The sequence below is a fragment of the Salinibacterium sp. SWN1162 genome (assembly GCF_015864675.1).
Lineage (GTDB): Bacteria > Actinomycetota > Actinomycetes > Actinomycetales > Microbacteriaceae > Rhodoglobus.
Genome location: NZ_JADYWT010000001.1, coordinates 187553 through 203262, shown reverse-complemented (window position 1 = coordinate 203262; position 15710 = coordinate 187553). Strand labels below are relative to the sequence as shown.

General features: G+C 63.8%; 13 protein-coding genes. 8 read left to right on the top strand and 5 right to left on the bottom strand.

Annotation, left to right across the window (positions count from 1 at the left end; translation table 11 throughout):
• The first annotated feature begins 4 nt into the window (after positions 1–4).
• From I6E58_RS00950 to I6E58_RS00935, 4 genes are all read left to right on the top strand, one after another.
• Positions 5–1186, top strand: coding sequence for a carbohydrate ABC transporter permease (locus I6E58_RS00950; RefSeq protein ID WP_197129409.1), 1182 nt, complete (start codon positions 5–7; stop codon positions 1184–1186).
• Complete coding sequence (locus I6E58_RS00945) at positions 1183–2109, top strand: carbohydrate ABC transporter permease (protein WP_197129406.1); 927 nt, start codon at positions 1183–1185, stop codon at positions 2107–2109. The genes I6E58_RS00950 and I6E58_RS00945 overlap by 4 nt, the downstream gene beginning before the upstream one ends.
• Positions 2109–3530, top strand: a complete 1422-nt coding sequence (locus tag I6E58_RS00940) for a GH1 family beta-glucosidase (RefSeq protein ID WP_197129404.1) — start codon at positions 2109–2111, stop codon at positions 3528–3530. Before I6E58_RS00945 ends, I6E58_RS00940 begins: the two co-directional genes overlap by 1 nt.
• 67 nt (positions 3531–3597) lie before the next feature.
• The gene (locus I6E58_RS00935) at positions 3598–4590 is read left to right on the top strand and encodes a LacI family DNA-binding transcriptional regulator (protein WP_129073584.1); all 993 of its coding nucleotides are present in this window, start codon (positions 3598–3600) and stop codon (positions 4588–4590) included.
• Between the two features lie 92 nt (positions 4591–4682).
• Here the strand turns inward: I6E58_RS00935 and I6E58_RS00930 are convergent, their stop codons facing one another.
• The gene (locus I6E58_RS00930; RefSeq protein WP_197129401.1) at positions 4683–5576 is read right to left on the bottom strand and encodes a LysR family transcriptional regulator; all 894 of its coding nucleotides are present in this window, start codon (positions 5574–5576) and stop codon (positions 4683–4685) included.
• Positions 5577–5703: 127 nt separating this feature from the next.
• Between I6E58_RS00930 and I6E58_RS00925 the strand changes: the two genes are divergently transcribed.
• Both I6E58_RS00925 and I6E58_RS00920 read left to right on the top strand, forming a co-directional pair.
• A complete protein-coding gene (locus I6E58_RS00925) occupies positions 5704–9171 on the top strand; it encodes a bifunctional proline dehydrogenase/L-glutamate gamma-semialdehyde dehydrogenase (RefSeq protein ID WP_197129398.1) in 3468 nt (1155 codons plus the stop codon).
• 90 nt (positions 9172–9261) lie between these two features.
• Positions 9262–10074, top strand: a complete 813-nt coding sequence (locus tag I6E58_RS00920) for an aldo/keto reductase (RefSeq protein WP_197129395.1) — start codon at positions 9262–9264, stop codon at positions 10072–10074.
• Positions 10075–10177: 103 nt separating this feature from the next.
• Here I6E58_RS00920 and I6E58_RS00915 read toward each other — a convergent pair whose 3' ends face one another.
• The 3 genes from I6E58_RS00915 to I6E58_RS00905 are packed head-to-tail and all read right to left on the bottom strand — an operon-like array spanning position 10178 to position 13029.
• Positions 10178–11203, bottom strand: coding sequence for a zinc-binding alcohol dehydrogenase family protein (locus I6E58_RS00915; protein WP_231595104.1), 1026 nt, complete (start codon positions 11201–11203; stop codon positions 10178–10180).
• A gap of 48 nt (positions 11204–11251) precedes the next feature.
• On the bottom strand, positions 11252–11959 hold the full coding sequence (locus tag I6E58_RS00910; protein ID WP_197129389.1) for an ABC transporter ATP-binding protein: 708 nt from the start codon (positions 11957–11959) through the stop codon (positions 11252–11254).
• Positions 11956–13029: an FtsX-like permease family protein gene (locus I6E58_RS00905; RefSeq protein ID WP_197129386.1), complete on the bottom strand. Its 1074-nt coding sequence runs from the start codon at positions 13027–13029 to the stop codon at positions 11956–11958. The genes I6E58_RS00910 and I6E58_RS00905 overlap by 4 nt, the downstream gene beginning before the upstream one ends.
• 163 nt (positions 13030–13192) lie before the next feature.
• On the opposite strand from I6E58_RS00905, the gene I6E58_RS00900 reads away from it, so the two are divergent.
• Together I6E58_RS00900 and I6E58_RS00895 are read left to right on the top strand one after the other, a co-directional pair.
• Positions 13193–14515, top strand: a complete 1323-nt coding sequence (locus I6E58_RS00900) for a sensor histidine kinase (protein WP_197129382.1) — start codon at positions 13193–13195, stop codon at positions 14513–14515.
• On the top strand, positions 14512–15132 hold the full coding sequence (locus I6E58_RS00895) for a response regulator transcription factor (RefSeq protein ID WP_197129379.1): 621 nt from the start codon (positions 14512–14514) through the stop codon (positions 15130–15132). The genes I6E58_RS00900 and I6E58_RS00895 overlap by 4 nt, the downstream gene beginning before the upstream one ends.
• A 70-nt stretch (positions 15133–15202) precedes the next feature.
• On the opposite strand, the gene I6E58_RS00890 is transcribed toward I6E58_RS00895, so the two are convergent.
• A complete protein-coding gene (locus I6E58_RS00890; protein ID WP_129072718.1) occupies positions 15203–15598 on the bottom strand; it encodes a GntR family transcriptional regulator in 396 nt (131 codons plus the stop codon).
• Positions 15599–15710: the final 112 nt, after the last annotated feature.

Below are 15710 nucleotides of genomic sequence, written 5' to 3'. Positions count from 1 at the left end.
CCACATGACGACCATGACGAGCCCGCCCCGACCCGATGCCGGTCAGGCGAAGAAACGCTCCGCGGCTTCCAAAGCCCAGCTCACCAGACGGCAGCGTCTTAGTCGTCTCGATGTGAAAGCATCCCCCTACCTTTATATCGCCCCCTTCTTCGTGCTCTTCGCACTCATCGGGCTCTTCCCGCTCATCTACACGTTCGTTGTTTCGCTCAACGACTGGGACATCCTGAGCGGCGCCGGCGACTGGATCGGCCTCGACAACTACGTTGCCGAGTTGAACGACCCCTACTTCTGGAACTCGCTCTTCAACACCATGAGCATCTTCTTGCTCAGCGCGATCCCGCAGCTCGTGGCCGCCGTTTTCATTGCGGCCCTGCTCGACCAGAACATCCGCGCCAAAACCTTCTGGCGCATGAGCATCCTCATCCCGTACATCGTTACTCCGGTAGCGGTCGCGATCATCTTCTCGAGTGCCTTCGGTGAGAAGTACGGCCTCATCAACAACATCCTGACCTCGTTCAACATTGACCCGGTGCTGTGGAAGAGCGAAGTCTTCCCCAGCCACTTTGCGATTGCCACCATGGTCAACTGGCGCTGGACCGGCTACAACGCCCTCATCCTGCTCGCCGCGATGCAGGCCGTTCCCCGCGACATTTACGAATCGGCAGCCCTGGATGGAGCCGGCGCTGTGCGCCGCTTCTTCTCGATGACGCTGCCGAGCATCCGCCCCACCATGATCTTCGTGATCATCACCGCCACGATCGGTGGCCTGCAGATCTTCACCGAACCGAAGCTCTTCAACCCCACGAGCGCCAACCTGGGTGGTGCGCATCGCGAATACCAAACCACCGTGCTGTACCTGTGGGATATGGCGTTCAACCGTGGTGACTTTGGCAAGGCCTCCGCCATTGCGTGGTTGCTGTTCATCATCATCGTCGGCATCGGGATGCTGAACTTCTGGATTTCGCGCAAGATCGCGTCGACCGAGGTGAAGGTCATTTCGAAGCGCCGGGCCAAGAAACTCGCACGCTACCGGGCTTCCACCGCGGCCGATACTGCGACCACTGCCACTGCCACTGCCACTGCCACTGCCGCTGCAGCCGCACCCGCAGCCGCAGCAAACCCCGCCGCCAACGCCACCACCGGCGCACCGGCCGCACCCGTCGTCGATGAGGAGAAGCGCTCATGAGCACCACCAGCCCCACGCGCACCCCCGAGAACGCCCCGCGCCCGCTCAACGCGGCAACAGTGAAAGCGGCTGACAAAGCGGCCAAGCGTCGCTCGCGCAGTCACGGCCTCGATAAGCGCCCCAGTTTCTTTGTCTACGGCATCCTGATCGCCCTGTTCCTCGGCGGTTCGTATCCGCTCTGGTGGTCGTACGTTGTCGGCTCGAGCGACAACACGGCGATCACCGAGACTTGGCCGCCGCTGCTGCCCGGCGGTCGGTTCTGGATCAACGTGGGTGAAGTGCTCTCGACCGTTCCGTTCTGGCAGTCGCTGCTGAACAGCATTATCGTCTCGACGATCATCACCACCTCGGTCGTGTTCTTCTCGACGCTCGCAGGCTACGCCTTCGCCAAGCTGCGCTTCAAGGGCCGCGAAGGGCTCATGATCTTTGTGATCGCTACCCTCGCTGTGCCGACTCAACTCGGAATCATCCCGCAATTCATGCTCATGAAAGAGCTCGGCTGGACCGGCACGCTCGGCGCGGTTGTCGTGCCGACTCTGGTGACCGCATTCGGTGTGTTCTTCATGCGGCAATATTTGGTGGATGTCATTCCCGACGAACTCATCGAAGCGGCCCGGGTCGACGGGGCCAACATGTTCCGCACCTTCTGGAACGTCGGCATGCCGGCAGCGCGCCCGGCCATGGCTATTCTCGGTCTCTTCACGTTCATGACCGCGTGGACTGACTACCTCTGGCCGCTGCTCGTTGCGCCACAGAACCCCACTCTGCAGGTGGCCCTCAGTCAACTGCAGAGCGCCAAATACGTCGACTATTCGGTCGTTCTTTCCGGCGCAGTATTGGCTACGCTGCCACTACTGATCGTCTTTGTACTCGCGGGGCGGCAACTCGTCTCGGGCATCATGTCTGGAGCAGTAAAAGGCTAATGAAGAATCTCACCACCACTTGGCCCGACGGTTTTCTCTGGGGTTCCGCCACTGCGGCCGCCCAAATCGAAGGAGCAGCCCACGAGGGCGGCAAAGAGGATTCCATCTGGGATCACTACGCTCGCCAGCCTCTCGCCGTCGCGAATGGCGACACCCCGGAAGTTGCGGTCGACCACTACCACCGCATGAACGATGACGTGCAGCTCATGAAAGAGCTGGGCCTCGACTCGTACCGGTTCTCCACGAGCTGGGCACGGGTTGTTCCGGGAGACCGCGAGCCGAATGCTGAAGGTCTCGACTTCTACAGCCGTCTCGTTGACTCGCTGCTGGAGGCCGGCATCCTGCCGTGGCTCACGCTGTATCACTGGGATCTGCCGCAGGCTCTTCAAGAGAAGGGTGGATGGGCGAACCGCGAAACCGCGTACCGTTTCGCCGACTATGCCGAGGCCGTGTACAACGCCCTTGGCGATCGGGTCAGCCACTGGACGACCTTCAACGAGCCGCTGTGCTCCTCGCTGATTGGCTACATCGCGGGCGAGCACGCTCCCGGTCTCACCGACCCGAACCAGGGCCTCGCAGCGCTGCACCACCAGCACCTCGCGCACGGCCTCGCCGCTGAGCGACTGCGCAAGCTTGCCGCCGCCAAGGGCCGCGAGATCGATCTCGGCATCACGCTCAACCTCACCAACGCCGTGCCGAACGACCCGAATGACCCCGTCGACCTCGACGCTGCACGCCGTATCGATGGCATCTGGAACCGCATGTTCCTTGAGCCCCTCGTGCTCGGTGCCTACCCGGCCGACGTCATCGACGACATGCGCGAGTACGACTTCGAACAGTATGTGCAGGATGGCGACCTGGCGATCATCGCCGCCCCTATCGATTTCCTGGGAGTGAACCACTACCACGATGACAACGTGAGTGGGCATCCCGCTCCCGCCGATGCAGCACCCGGACTTCGCCCCACCACTAAGCCCGGGCGCTCCATGTTCGTCGGCAGCGAGTTTGTGTCGATGCCCCCTCGCGACCTTCCGCGCACTGCCATGGACTGGGAAGTCAACCCGAGCGGGCTGCGCCGCCTGCTTGTGCGCCTCGGCAAGGAATACCCCACGCTGCCGCCGCTCTACGTCACCGAAAACGGTGCCTCGTACGACGACACGCGCGTGGGCGATTCCATCGACGACACCGAGCGTGCCAGCTACATTGCCCAGCACATTCAGGCCGTAGCGGATGCCATTGCTGACGGTGCCGATGTGCGCGGCTACTTCGTATGGTCGCTTCTCGACAATTACGAATGGGCGTGGGGCTACAACAAGCGCTTCGGCATCGTTTACGTCGATTACGAGACGCAAGAACGCATCCCGAAACAGAGCGCCAAGGAGTACGCTGCCCTGATCGCGGCCACGAAAACCGCGGTCTAATCGCTACTCTTAGAGAAACGATCAGGCAGAGAGTGGATTCGTGAGCGATAACCTGCGCAGCGGTTCGATGCCGACACTCGAGATGGTGGCGGCGGAGGCGGGCGTTTCGCGCGCCACTGTATCGCGCGTGGTCAACGGTTCTCCCAAGGTGAGCCCGGATGTCGCGACCGTCGTTCAGGCCGCAATTGAGCAGCTCAACTATGTGCCCAATCGCGCTGCCCGCTCGCTCGTGAGCCGTCGCACGCAAGCCATCGCCATGGTGGTTCCGGAATCGGCAGCCAAGGTCTTCGATGACCCCTTCTTCGCCGCCGTTGTCCAGGGCGTTGCGCAGTACCTCGAAGACACCGACTACACGCTCAACATGATCATCGAGTCGGGAGTGACGTCGCACAAAACTCGTCGCTATCTTCTGGGCGGCAACGTGGATGGCGCGCTCGTGGTCTCGCACCACACCGGCGACCACTCCTACTCTGAACTCAGTCACAACCTCCCGGTGGTCTTCGGTGGGCGCCCGCTCGGCGAAGTCGACGGCGACAACTATTACGTGGATGTCGACAACTTCGCCGGCGCCTGTTCTGCCGTTGAGCACCTGGTGGCGTCGGGTCGCACGCACCTCGCGACGATCGCGGGACCGCAAGACATGCCGCCGGGCGTCGATCGCCTCTCGGCCTTCCACGCCACGCTGACGAAGCACGGCCTCGCGAGCCATCTTGTCGAAGGGGGCGACTTCTCGCCACCGTCGGGCGCTGACGCGATGCGTCGCCTTCTCGCGCGGGGCGAGCCGATCGACGGAATCTTTGCGGCCAACGACCAGATGGCGATTGGTGCCTACTCGGCCATCCGCGAAGCGGGGCTGTCAGTGCCGGGAGACATCGCTGTGGTCGGTTTCGACGACGACAACTATGGGAGCACCGCGACTCCGCCCCTCACGACGGTGCGCCAGCCCTCCGTCGAAATGGGCCGACGCATGGCCGAAAAGATTGTCGGGCTGATTGAAAAGCGCACCATTGAAACCGTGACGACGCTGAAGACCGAGCTCGTCATCCGCGACTCGGCGTAGGCCGAAGAGCGCAGAGACTCGCAACAGCTCCAGCCCGTGCGGGCGGTCGACTCGATCCCGTCGAGCAGCCGGCAGTGGCGGCTAGTAGGCGGCTAGTCGACAGCGAACGACTGCACGACCTGCTCGAGCACGTCGCGGCACGCCACGATCGAGGGTCGGCTCACGCTCGACTCGCGCACTGACGTGAAGACGGTGCGTCGCGGCAGTCCCGGCATGGGCCGCAGCTCGACGGTCGCAAGGCGGGTGCCCCAGACGAGTCCCGGCAAGATGGCGGTGGCGTGGCCCGATTCCACGAGGCGGATGTGCGCCTGCAGGTCGGCGGTTTCGAAGCGCACGTCGGGCTCGATCCCCGCTCGCCGGCACTGCTGTTCTGCCCAGTGGCGAGAGGCGGTGCCGCGGGGTTCCATCACCCAGGGGCTGGAGGCGGCATCCGCCAAGCTCGTGATGCCGCTGCCGGCGGGCACGGCAAGGGAGAGCTTGTCGGCATAGAGCGGGATCATGTCGAGGTCGGGATGCCGGGGCGCGGCGTGGCCGGGGTACTGTTCGGCGATCACGAGGTCGAACTCGCGGGTCCACGTTTCGAAGAGAGCACTTTCGGGCTCACGTTGGGTCATCTTGATTCGTAGTTGCGGGTGCTCAGCGGCAATGATGCTGAGCGCTTGGGGGATGATGCCAAGGGCCGCCGATTGGAAGACGGCGAGGCGCACAGTTCCTCGCACTTCGGTGAGGGACGAGTGGAGCTCGGCCTCCATCAGTTCGAGGCGTTCGAGTAGCGCGACGGTGTGCTCGACGAGCAGCTCGGCTTCGGGGGTGAGCTGTACGCGGCGACCGGCCTTCACGAGCAGAGGAACGCGCGCTTCTTCCTCCAGAAGAGCCAATTGTTGAGAGACCGCGGAGGGCGTGTAACTGAGCGCGTTGGCCACGGCAGCGATGGTGCCGCGCAGCTTGAGTTCTCGCAAAAGTCGCAGTCTTCTAACATCGAGCATTTCTCCGCCAATCGTTAACTTATTCTAACTGAAACCGTGCGATTTCCGTCGCTTTTGCTAAAGGCACCCGCGGGCGCACACTGAGAGTTCCAGCCATTACCCCGTTCGGAGGCCTATTCTCGTGAGCATGTCAACGACTGCCGACAACCTCAGTGCATCGCACCAGCACATCGCGGATCAAACGATCACTACCGTTCGCCGGTGGCTGGCCGAAAGCGAAGAGTTTCCTGCCGATGCGAGTGCCACGCGCCTCGCCGGCGTGCTGAAGGACCCGAATGGTCTCGAGTTCACACTCGGGTTCATCGACACCGTTGTGCGCCCCGAAGACGTGCGCGTTGCCGGTCGCAACCTCGAGCGCCTCACCCACATCATCCCGGCGTTCCTGCCGTGGTACCTCCGCTTCGCGATCATGGTCGGCGGTGGCTTTGCGCCGCTCCTGCCCTGGATCATCGTGCCCATCGCTCGCCGCGTTCTTCGTCAGATGGTCGGCCACCTCATCATCGATGCGACTCCGGCCAAGCTCGACAAGGCACTCACGCACTTGCGTGCCCACGGCTCGAACCTCAACCTCAACCTGCTCGGTGAGGCTGTCCTTGGTGATGATGAGGCCGACGCCCGCCTGGCTGGCACCAAAGCACTCCTGCGTCGGGATGACGTGAACTACGTCTCCATCAAGGTGTCGTCGGTTGTTTCCCAACTCTCGATGTGGGCTTTCGACGAGACCGTCGACCGTGTTGTTGACCGCCTCACCCCGCTCTACTTGCTCGCGTTGAACTCTCCCGAGAAGAAGTTCATCAACCTCGACATGGAAGAGTTCAAAGACCTCGACCTCACCATCGCGGTCTTCGAGAAGCTTCTCGACCAGCCCGAGCTTCTCGAACTCGAAGCCGGCATCGTGCTGCAGGCGTACCTTCCGGATGCGCTCAGCGCGCTGCAGGAACTGACTCGCTGGTCGATGGAACGTCGCGCTCGCGGCGGCGCCGGTATCAAGGTGCGCGTTGTTAAGGGCGCCAACCTTGCGATGGAACACGTCGACTCGATCACTCACCACTGGCCGCTCGCCACGTGGAACACCAAGCAAGACAGCGACACCCACTACAAGCGTGTGCTCGACTGGGCTTTCACCCCCGAGCGCATGGATGCCGTACGCATTGGTGTTGCCGGGCACAACCTCTTCGACATCGCCTTCGCCTGGCACCTCGCTCAAGAGCGCGGTGTCACCGAGCGCGTTGAGTTCGAAATGCTGCTCGGTATGGCTACCGGCCAAGCCGAAGCGATCAAGAAGGATGTCGGCAGCCTGCTGCTGTACACGCCCGTCGTGCAGCCCAGCGAGTTCGACTCCGCCATCAGCTACCTCGTTCGTCGCCTCGAAGAGAACGCGAGCACCGAGAACTTCATGTCGGGACTGTTCGAACTTTCCAGCAACGAAGCCATCTTCATCCGTGAGCAAGACCGTTTCTTGGCCTCGCTCGCGAACCTCGATGTGCCCGCTCAGACCACAAACCGGGTGCAGGATCGTTCGCAGCCTGCCGCGCTGATCGGCGACCGTCCGTTCAACAACGTGGCCGACACCGACCCCGCGATCGGCGACAACCGCACCTGGGGACGCGCCATTCTGGCGCGGAGCCTCGACTCGCAGCTCGGCATTGACTCCATCACGGCCGGTGCCGTCACCACGCACGAGCAGATGTGGAAGATCATCGCGAGCACCTCTGCCGCCGGTCGCAACTGGGGCGCCATGCCCGCTGCTGAGCGTGCCGCTATCTTGCACCGTGCTGGTGACTCGATGGAGAACTCGCGTGCTCGCCTGATCGAGATCATGGCGCACGAGGCCGGCAAGACGATCGCCGAGGGCGACGTTGAGGTCAGCGAAGCAATCGACTTCGCGCACTACTATGCCGAGCGCGCTCTCGACCTCGAGACGATCGAGGATGCGAAGTTCGTGCCCTCGGCGCTGACCGTCGTCACCCCGCCGTGGAACTTTCCTGTCGCCATCCCCGCCGGTAGTGTGCTCTCCGCGCTTGCCGCAGGCAGCGGCGTGATCATCAAGCCCGCCAAGCTCTCGCAGCGCAGCGCCGCCGTCATGATCGAGGCCCTGTGGGAAGCCGGAGTGCCGCGCGAGGTGCTCCAGCTCGTCGACCTCAAGAACCGGGATCTCGGAAAAACGCTCATCGCCGACCCCGCTGTCGACCGCGTCATCTTGACCGGTGCGTGGGAGACCGCCGCGATGTTCCGCGAATGGCGCAGCGACCTTCCGATCCTCGCCGAGACGAGTGGCAAGAACGCCATCATCGTCACGCCGAGTGCCGACCTTGACCTTGCTGTGGCGGATATCACCAAGAGTGCGTTCGGCCACGCCGGCCAGAAGTGCTCGGCTGCCTCTCTCGTGATTCTGGTCGGATCGGTCGCCACGAGCGAGCGCTTCGAGCGCCAGCTCGTTGACTCGGTACGCACGCTGCGCGTCGGCCTGCCGCACAACCCGCTCACCACGATGGGCCCGATTGTTGAGCCCGCTCAGGGAAAACTGCTCGGTGCTCTCACCACTCTCGCTCCCGGTGAGAGCTGGCTCGTGAAGCCTCGCCAGTTGGATGACGAAGGCAAGCAGTGGACGCCCGGCGTTCGCACGGGAGTCGTTGCCGGCAGCGAATTCCATCTGACGGAGTACTTCGGTCCAGTGCTCGGCGTCATGCGCGCCAAGACTCTGGCCGAAGCCATCGAGATGCAGAACGCAGTGGATTACGGTCTCACGGCGGGCATCCACTCGCTCGATTCCGACGAGGTCGCCCTGTGGCTCGATGAGGTTCAGGCCGGAAACGCGTACGTGAACCGTGGAATCACGGGTGCAATCGTTCGTCGCCAGCCCTTCGGCGGTTGGAAGCGATCGGCCGTGGGCCGCAGCGCGAAGGCCGGTGGGCCCAACTACCTGATGACGCTCGGAGAGTGGGAAGCCGTTGAGCAGCCTGCCTCGGGCAACATCCAGGTGCGCGGTCTGAGCGACCACGTGTCATCCGTCATCAAGAAGGCGCAAGCGGGCATGGAGTTCGACGAGTTCGACCGCGTTCGCCGCGCCGCCGAAAGTGACCAGCGTGCCTGGGAGACAGAGTTCGGAGTCAGCCGCGATGTGTCTGGTCTGGGAGTCGAGCGCAACGTATTCCGCTACCGTTCGGTGCCGGTCACGATCCGTCTATCGGAAGGTCAGCCCCTCGGCCACCTGGTGCGTCTGATCGCCGGGGCTGCTCGCGTTGGCTCGACGATTCACATCAGCTCGGCCGTTCCGCTGCCGTCGCTGTTGACCGAGTCGTTCGAAACAGGAAACGCTGTTTCGGTTGCCGACGTCGTAGTCGAGTCGGATGCACGCTGGCTTGAGCGCGCCGCCCGCGGTGAGATCACGACGACCCGTGTTCGCCTCATCGGCGGATCGGCCCTGGCGCTCTCCGATGCCGTGAAGGGAAACCCTGACATCGCCATCTGGGGCGGACCGGTCACGACGTCTGGCCGTGTCGAACTGCTGATCTTCGTGCACGAGCAGTCGCTCTCGATCACGGCCCACCGCTTCGGAAACCCCGACCCGGCCATGGCAGCCCTCGAGGTCTAACGACACTCGCTCGCACCATCACGACCCTGCGCGGGGATTCGCTTCAGCGAGTCCTCGCGCACTGTCATATCCGTCGTTTAGCCTAAGAACATGATCCCTTCGATACCGCTCAATGATGGCCACAGCATTCCCCAGCTCGGTCTCGGAACGTGGCCGCTCAGCGATGCCGAAGTAGCCGTAGTCGTTCCCACCGCCATCGAGCTCGGGTATCGCCACATCGATACGGCCGTGCGCTACGGCAACGAAGCGGGCGTGGGCGAGGGCATCCGCCGCAGCGGTGTCGATCGCGACGAACTCTTCGTCACGACCAAACTCGATGGCGAATTTCAGGGCGACGACCGTGCCATCGAGGGCCTGCGTGGCAGCCTCGAACGGCTCGACCTTGAGTATGTCGACCTGCTGCTCATCCACTGGCCACGGCCCGACCGCGGCGAGTTTCTTTCCACCTGGCGCACCTTCGAGAAGCTGCAGGCCGATGGCTTCGCGCGCTCTATTGGTGTCTCCAACTTTAAGCCCGCACACCTTGAGGTGCTGCTGGATGCTGGTGCGACCGTTCCCGCCGTCAACCAGGTCGACCTGTCGCCGACCAACGCTCGCCTCACGGACCGGGCCTATCACGACTCCCGCGGAATCGTCACGGAATCGTGGAGCCCCATCAAGGGCATTCTCGACCAGCCGGTGCTGCTCGAGATCGCGGAGAAGCACGAGCGTTCGGCAGCTCAAGTCGCGCTGCGCTGGCACCTGCAGAACGGACTTGTCGCGATCCCGAAGTCGGCCAACCCCGACAGGCTGGCCGCCAACATTGCGGTCTTCGACTTCGAACTCGACTCGCGCGACCTCGAAGCTATTGCGGCGCTCGATGTGCCGGGGTCAGGCGCTGACTCCGACGAGATCGGTCACTAGGCGCCGCGGCGCAACCGCGATCGCGCGGCGGTGTGCAGAGCAGCGGCGCAGTACCCCAGAGGGCACCGCGCCGCAGTATCACCTCGACCGCGGGTGGCTCGCGCTAGCTCGCGAGGGGCTCGTTTGTAACGACGACCTTGCCGAGCGTGCGGCCGGTCTCGACGCTCGCGTGAGCGAGGCGCAGCTGCTCGGCGTTTAGCGGGCTGAAAGCCGAGGTCATGGTGCTGCGGATCGTGCCGGCGTCCATCATTTCGCCGACCGTGGTGAGAAGCTCGTGCTGCACCACCATGTCAGCCGTGGTGAAGACCGACCGCGTGAACATGAGCTCGGAGTGCCACGAGAGGCTCTTGCCGGCGAACAGGCCGAGGTCGACCAGACCGGGGTTGTCGGTGGCGACAATCTCACCGAAGGGGTTCAAGATCTCGATGTACGCATCCATCTGGCCCACGGTGTTGGTGCTGTAGATGTAGTCGATTCCCTCGGGGGCGACGCGCTTCACGTCTTCGGTGAGGTGTTCGCCGTGACGGACGACCTCATCCGCTCCGAGCGAGCGAACCCACTCTTGGCTGGCTTCGCGGCCGGCGGAGGCGACGATGCGGATGCCGGGGGTGCGTGCCTTGAGAAGCTGGATGATCATCGAGCCCACGCCGCCGGCACCGCCGACGACGAGCAGGGTTCCCATGCTCTCGGCGGTGAGCTTGAGCTTGTCGAACAGGCCCTCCCACGCGGTGAGGGTAGTGAGGGGGAGTGCGGCGGCTTCGGCGAAGGTGGCCGACTTCGGCTTGGTGCCGACGATGCGCTCGTCAACGGCCTGAAGTTCAGCGTTGGAGCCTGAACGGCCCATCGCTCCGGCGTAGTACACCTCGTCGCCGACGGCATACAGGGTGACATCGCTGCCCACGGCGGCGACGGTTCCGGCGGCGTCGAAGCCGAGGACGGTCGGGACCCCATCCGGATCCATGTCGGAGCGAACCTTCACGTCGGCGGGGTTCACAGAAACAGCGACGACCTTCACGAGGAGGTCGTGTGGCCCCACGGCGGGAACGGGAAGAGTCACGTCTTCCAGGCTCGTGGGGTCGTCAATGGGCAAAGCATGCGAGTACGCTACGGCGTTCATGGTGTCGGTCATGGTCATTATGCTCCTGCATGACCCCTAGTTACCCGCAAGGGAGTGAGGTTACCCGACGGTAAGCGGCACCTCGCCGCGCACCGACTCGAGCGCGCCATCCACCATGTTTACGACCGCGTGCATGCGGGGGAGATGAACGAGATCGTGGGTCACGAGCAGCGTTGACGTGTTGCGTTCGTCGGTGAGGCGCAGGATGAGTTCGATGATGCTCGCGCCGCGCTCCTGGTCGAGGGCACTGGTCGGTTCATCCACGAGCAGCACCTTCGGGTCGTTCATGAGCGCCCGCGCAATGTTGACGCGCTGGCGCTGACCGCCCGAAAGCTGATGCGGACGCTTGTGGGCCTGATCGGCCAGGCCGACGGCAGCCAGCAGTTCGCGAGCGTGGGCGGTAACCTCGGCACGCTTGCCTCGGCTGTGCGGTGCGCCGAGCTCGTTCATGACGGCAAGTTGTTCCAGCGCGGTCAGCGAAGGCAGCAGGTTCGACTGCTGGAAGACGATGCCGATGCTGTCGCGGCGGAGTTCCGTTGCTTCGGCGGCCGACAGTTGGGCGGCATCCACATCATCGATCATGACCTGACCGGAGTCGGGGTGGATGAGCGTAGCGGCGACCGCCAGCAGGCTCGACTTGCCGGAGCCACTCGGCCCGGTGATGCCCGTGACAGTGCCAGGATGCGCACTGAGCGTGACGTGGTCGACGGCCGTGACGCGGCCTTCGCCGTCGGGGAAGGTGAGAGTGACGTTGTTGAGGTGGATCATCGGGTGCTCCCCAGGGCGGTGAGTGGATCGGCGGTAGTAACGGAACGCAGGGCGAAAGCGGCACCGGCGAGGCCGAGCGCGATCATGATGACGCCCGGCAGCAGGGTAGTGAAGGGACTCAGGATGAACGGCAGCGCGCTGCCCATCAGCACCCCGAGGAGAGCCGTGATGCCGATGCCGATTCCGACACCGATCAGCAGCACGATGAGCGCCTGGCCGAGGGCGTCGCGGATCAGCGATGACGTGGATGCTCCGAGCGCTTTCAGCATCGCGATGTCGGCCTTGCGCTGCATCGTCCACACGGTGAAGAACGCGCCGATCACGAGGGCCGAGATGCCGAACAGCATCGCGACCATCAGTAGCAGCGAACCGATCTCTGAACGGAACGAGCTGACGGCGGTCAGCGACAGCAGAACAGAGTTGCTGAGGGTGTCAGCGTCAGCATTGATGGCGGACCAGTCGGCGTCGCCATTGACCGCAATGGCGGTCGCGTAGGCATCCGGGTTTCCGGTCGTGGCGGAGTAACCCTGCCAGTCTTCGAGCGTCATCTGAACGACGGGCGTGTGGTTGTACCACCAGTTGCCGCTGACCTTCTCGACCGTGTAATCGGTGCCGGCCACCGTGATGGTGTCGCCGGTGGAAACGTCGAGGGCGGTGGCGGCATCCTCCGAGAGGCCGACCTTGCCGTCGCCGCTCGGGGCCGTCTCGTCGAAGCCGGCAACGACTCCGAAGATGGCGATGGAGGTGCTCGACTCGGGGGACTCCGCCTTGGTCTGGGAGACGCCGATGGGGTTAGCGGAGTCGACGCCGGCGGCATCCGCCCAGGTCGTTGCCTGCTTCTCGGTGACGTTCGAGTCGGAGAAGCTCGCCTCATCCGCCCCCTTGCTGCTCGGGGTGGCAAAGACGAGCTGATCGGCGGGCAGCGACAGAACACCAGAAATGTTCTGGGCAGCGAGCCCACCGGTGAGGCCGCTCAGAAATCCGACGAGCAAAGTGATGAGCGCTACGACGGTGCCAATGAGCACAAAGCGTCCGCGAGCAAAGCGCAGATCGCGCCACGCAACAAACATGGGGAGTCCTTTCGGCGTCGACGACTGGCGACAGTAACCAGACTCCTCCGTTTGCGGTCGCGATACATCGGCCGAGATAACGCACTTGCAGACGCTAAGGACGGAGCCCACAATCATCATTTCGGTGGATAGAAGGGGTCGTGCGCGGCAGTAGGGTCGAAGAATGAGCCACACTGCGTTGACCCCTGTCTTTGTGGGGTTGCGCACCAGTTTGCACATTCTCTTTGTCGCGTTAACGGTGCTCGTTGTTGTGCGGGCTCTCGTGGATGGCAACCCCTACACGGTGGCGGTGGTCGCGCTCGCGGTAGTGCTGCTCGCCACCTATGGTTTTGGCGGGTATTTGGCCCGGCACGCGATGAGCTCCGGCGCGAGTGCGCAGTCAGCAACCGCGTATGTGTGGGCTGCCGTGTTGTCGGCCGAGTGGCTGGTGTTGGTGTGGTTGAGCCCGGATGCCGCCTACCTCGTGTTCCCCCTGTTCTTTCTTTATCTGCACCTGTTGCCGCGCGGCTGGCGCACGCTCGCAGTGCTGGGCTCGACGCTGCTGGCTATTGCCGCTCTCGGTCTCCACAGCGAGTGGACGGTCGGCGGAGTCGTCGGACCTCTGGTCGGCGCAGGCGTCGCCATCGTGATTGGACTCGGCTACAAGTCGCTCGCGGCCGAGGCGGCGGATCGCGAACTGTTGGTGAAGCAACTGCTCGAGACGCGTGACCAGCTCGCGCAGACCGAACGCGAATCCGGGGTGCTGGCGGAGCGATCGCGACTCGCGCGCGAGATTCACGACACCGTCGCGCAAGGGCTGTCGAGCATCCAGATGCTGCTGCACGCTGCGGAGCGCGCTGATCCGGATGCCGCTGGCCTCGAGCATGTGCGTCTGGCCCGCGAGACTGCCGCCGCCAACCTTGCCGACACCCGTAACTTCATTCGCGAACTTGCCCCGGCTGCCCTCGTGGAACAGGGGATCGGTGCTGCGCTGCGCCGACTCGCCGACACCCAGTGGCAAAGCCCCGACCGCGAGGTGCGGGTGCGAGTAGCGGATGCTCTCGACCTGCCGATGCCCGTGCAAACCGCGCTATTGCGAATTGCACAGGGAGCCATGGCGAATGTCGTGCAGCACTCCGAAGCAACGCAGGCGACCATCTCGATCGAACGCGATCATTCGCACGTGCGGCTGACGATCGCCGACAACGGTCGTGGGTTCGACCCGGCGGAGGTTCAGGATGCTTCGGCGCGAGGGGTCTCGGATTCGTTCGGACTCACGGCCACACGCGAGCGGGTCGAGCAGTTCGACGGCACGCTGACGGTAACGTCGAAGCCTGGAGAAGGTACTACGGTCACGGTCGACTTGACCGTGGTGCCCAGTGTGGTGGCGAACGGCGTCGGTGCTTCTGCCGCTGCCGCTGCCGCTGCCGCTGATGGTGGGGCCGACGCTGCTGCTGATGCCGACGCTGCTGCTTCCAATACGGCCGAGCAGGAGGAGCGCGCATGATTCGGGTAGCGATTGCTGACGATCATCCGGTGGTGCGCGCTGGATTGCGGGCTCTGCTGGAGCACGAAGACGACCTCACGGTGGTCGGCGAGGCGGCGACACCCGATGAGGCGTTCGCGCTCGTGCAGTCGGTGAACCCGAGTGTGGTGCTGATGGATCTGCAATTTGGCGAGCAGGAGACCGGTGCCGATGTCACGCGCCGCATCCGCGCTCTGGATGCGGCACCCTACGTGTTGGTGCTGACCAACTACGACACCGATGGTGACATTCTCGGCGCGGTCGAAGCCGGAGCGAGTGGCTACTTGCTCAAGGATGCCCCGCCCCATGAGTTGATCGCTGCGGTGCGTGCTGCGGCCGCGGGCGAGAGTGCGTTGGCGCCAGTGATTGCCGGGCGACTGCTCGATCGGATGCGGGCTCCGCAAGTGAGCCTGAGCAAGCGCGAAATCGAGGTGCTGGAGCGGGTTGCTGCCGGGATGTCGAACGCGGCGATCGCGGGCGAAATGTTTGTTTCGCAGACCACCGTGAAGTCGCACCTCGTGCACATCTTCTCGAAACTGAACGTGTCATCGCGCACCGCAGCAGTGTCGAAGGCGCGCGAGCTTGGGGTGTTGCGGTAGTTCGCAGTCGCTCGAGCGCACCCTCTAGTGGCAGTAGCTAGTTCGCTGTGCTGCGGATGTTGCGGCGCTGCTACTTCTTGAGCGCGATAGTGATGAAGCGCAGGGCTTCGTCACCGCTGATGCCGAGTTCTGCCGCGCGAGTGGCGTACGCCTTGGCGTCGAGTTGCAGCAGGGCGGCGGCGTCGCCGGGCTGAGCTTTAACGACGGTGCCGTTGCGACCGCGCGAGAGCAGAAAGCCATCGGCCTCAAGTTCGCGGTAGGCGCGGGCCACAGTGTTGGGCGCGATGCCGAGGTCGCTGGCAAGCTGACGAACGGTCGCGAGCTTCGTGCCAGCGAGCAAATCGCCACTCGCAATTTGGGCGATAGCTTGAGCTTTGATCTGCTCGAAGGGCGGGATCGACGCCGAGGTATCGATCTCGAAAGTAACGGGACTTTCGGTCGGTGTGCGACGCCAGGAATCAGCCATGGTTGATTCTCTCACACGGGGTTTGGCCTCATCCGAGGCTATGCACGGCGCCACTTGAGTGTTTCTGTCGTCGCTATCGACGATGCGTAAATGGTCGTAGAGTTCACAGCAG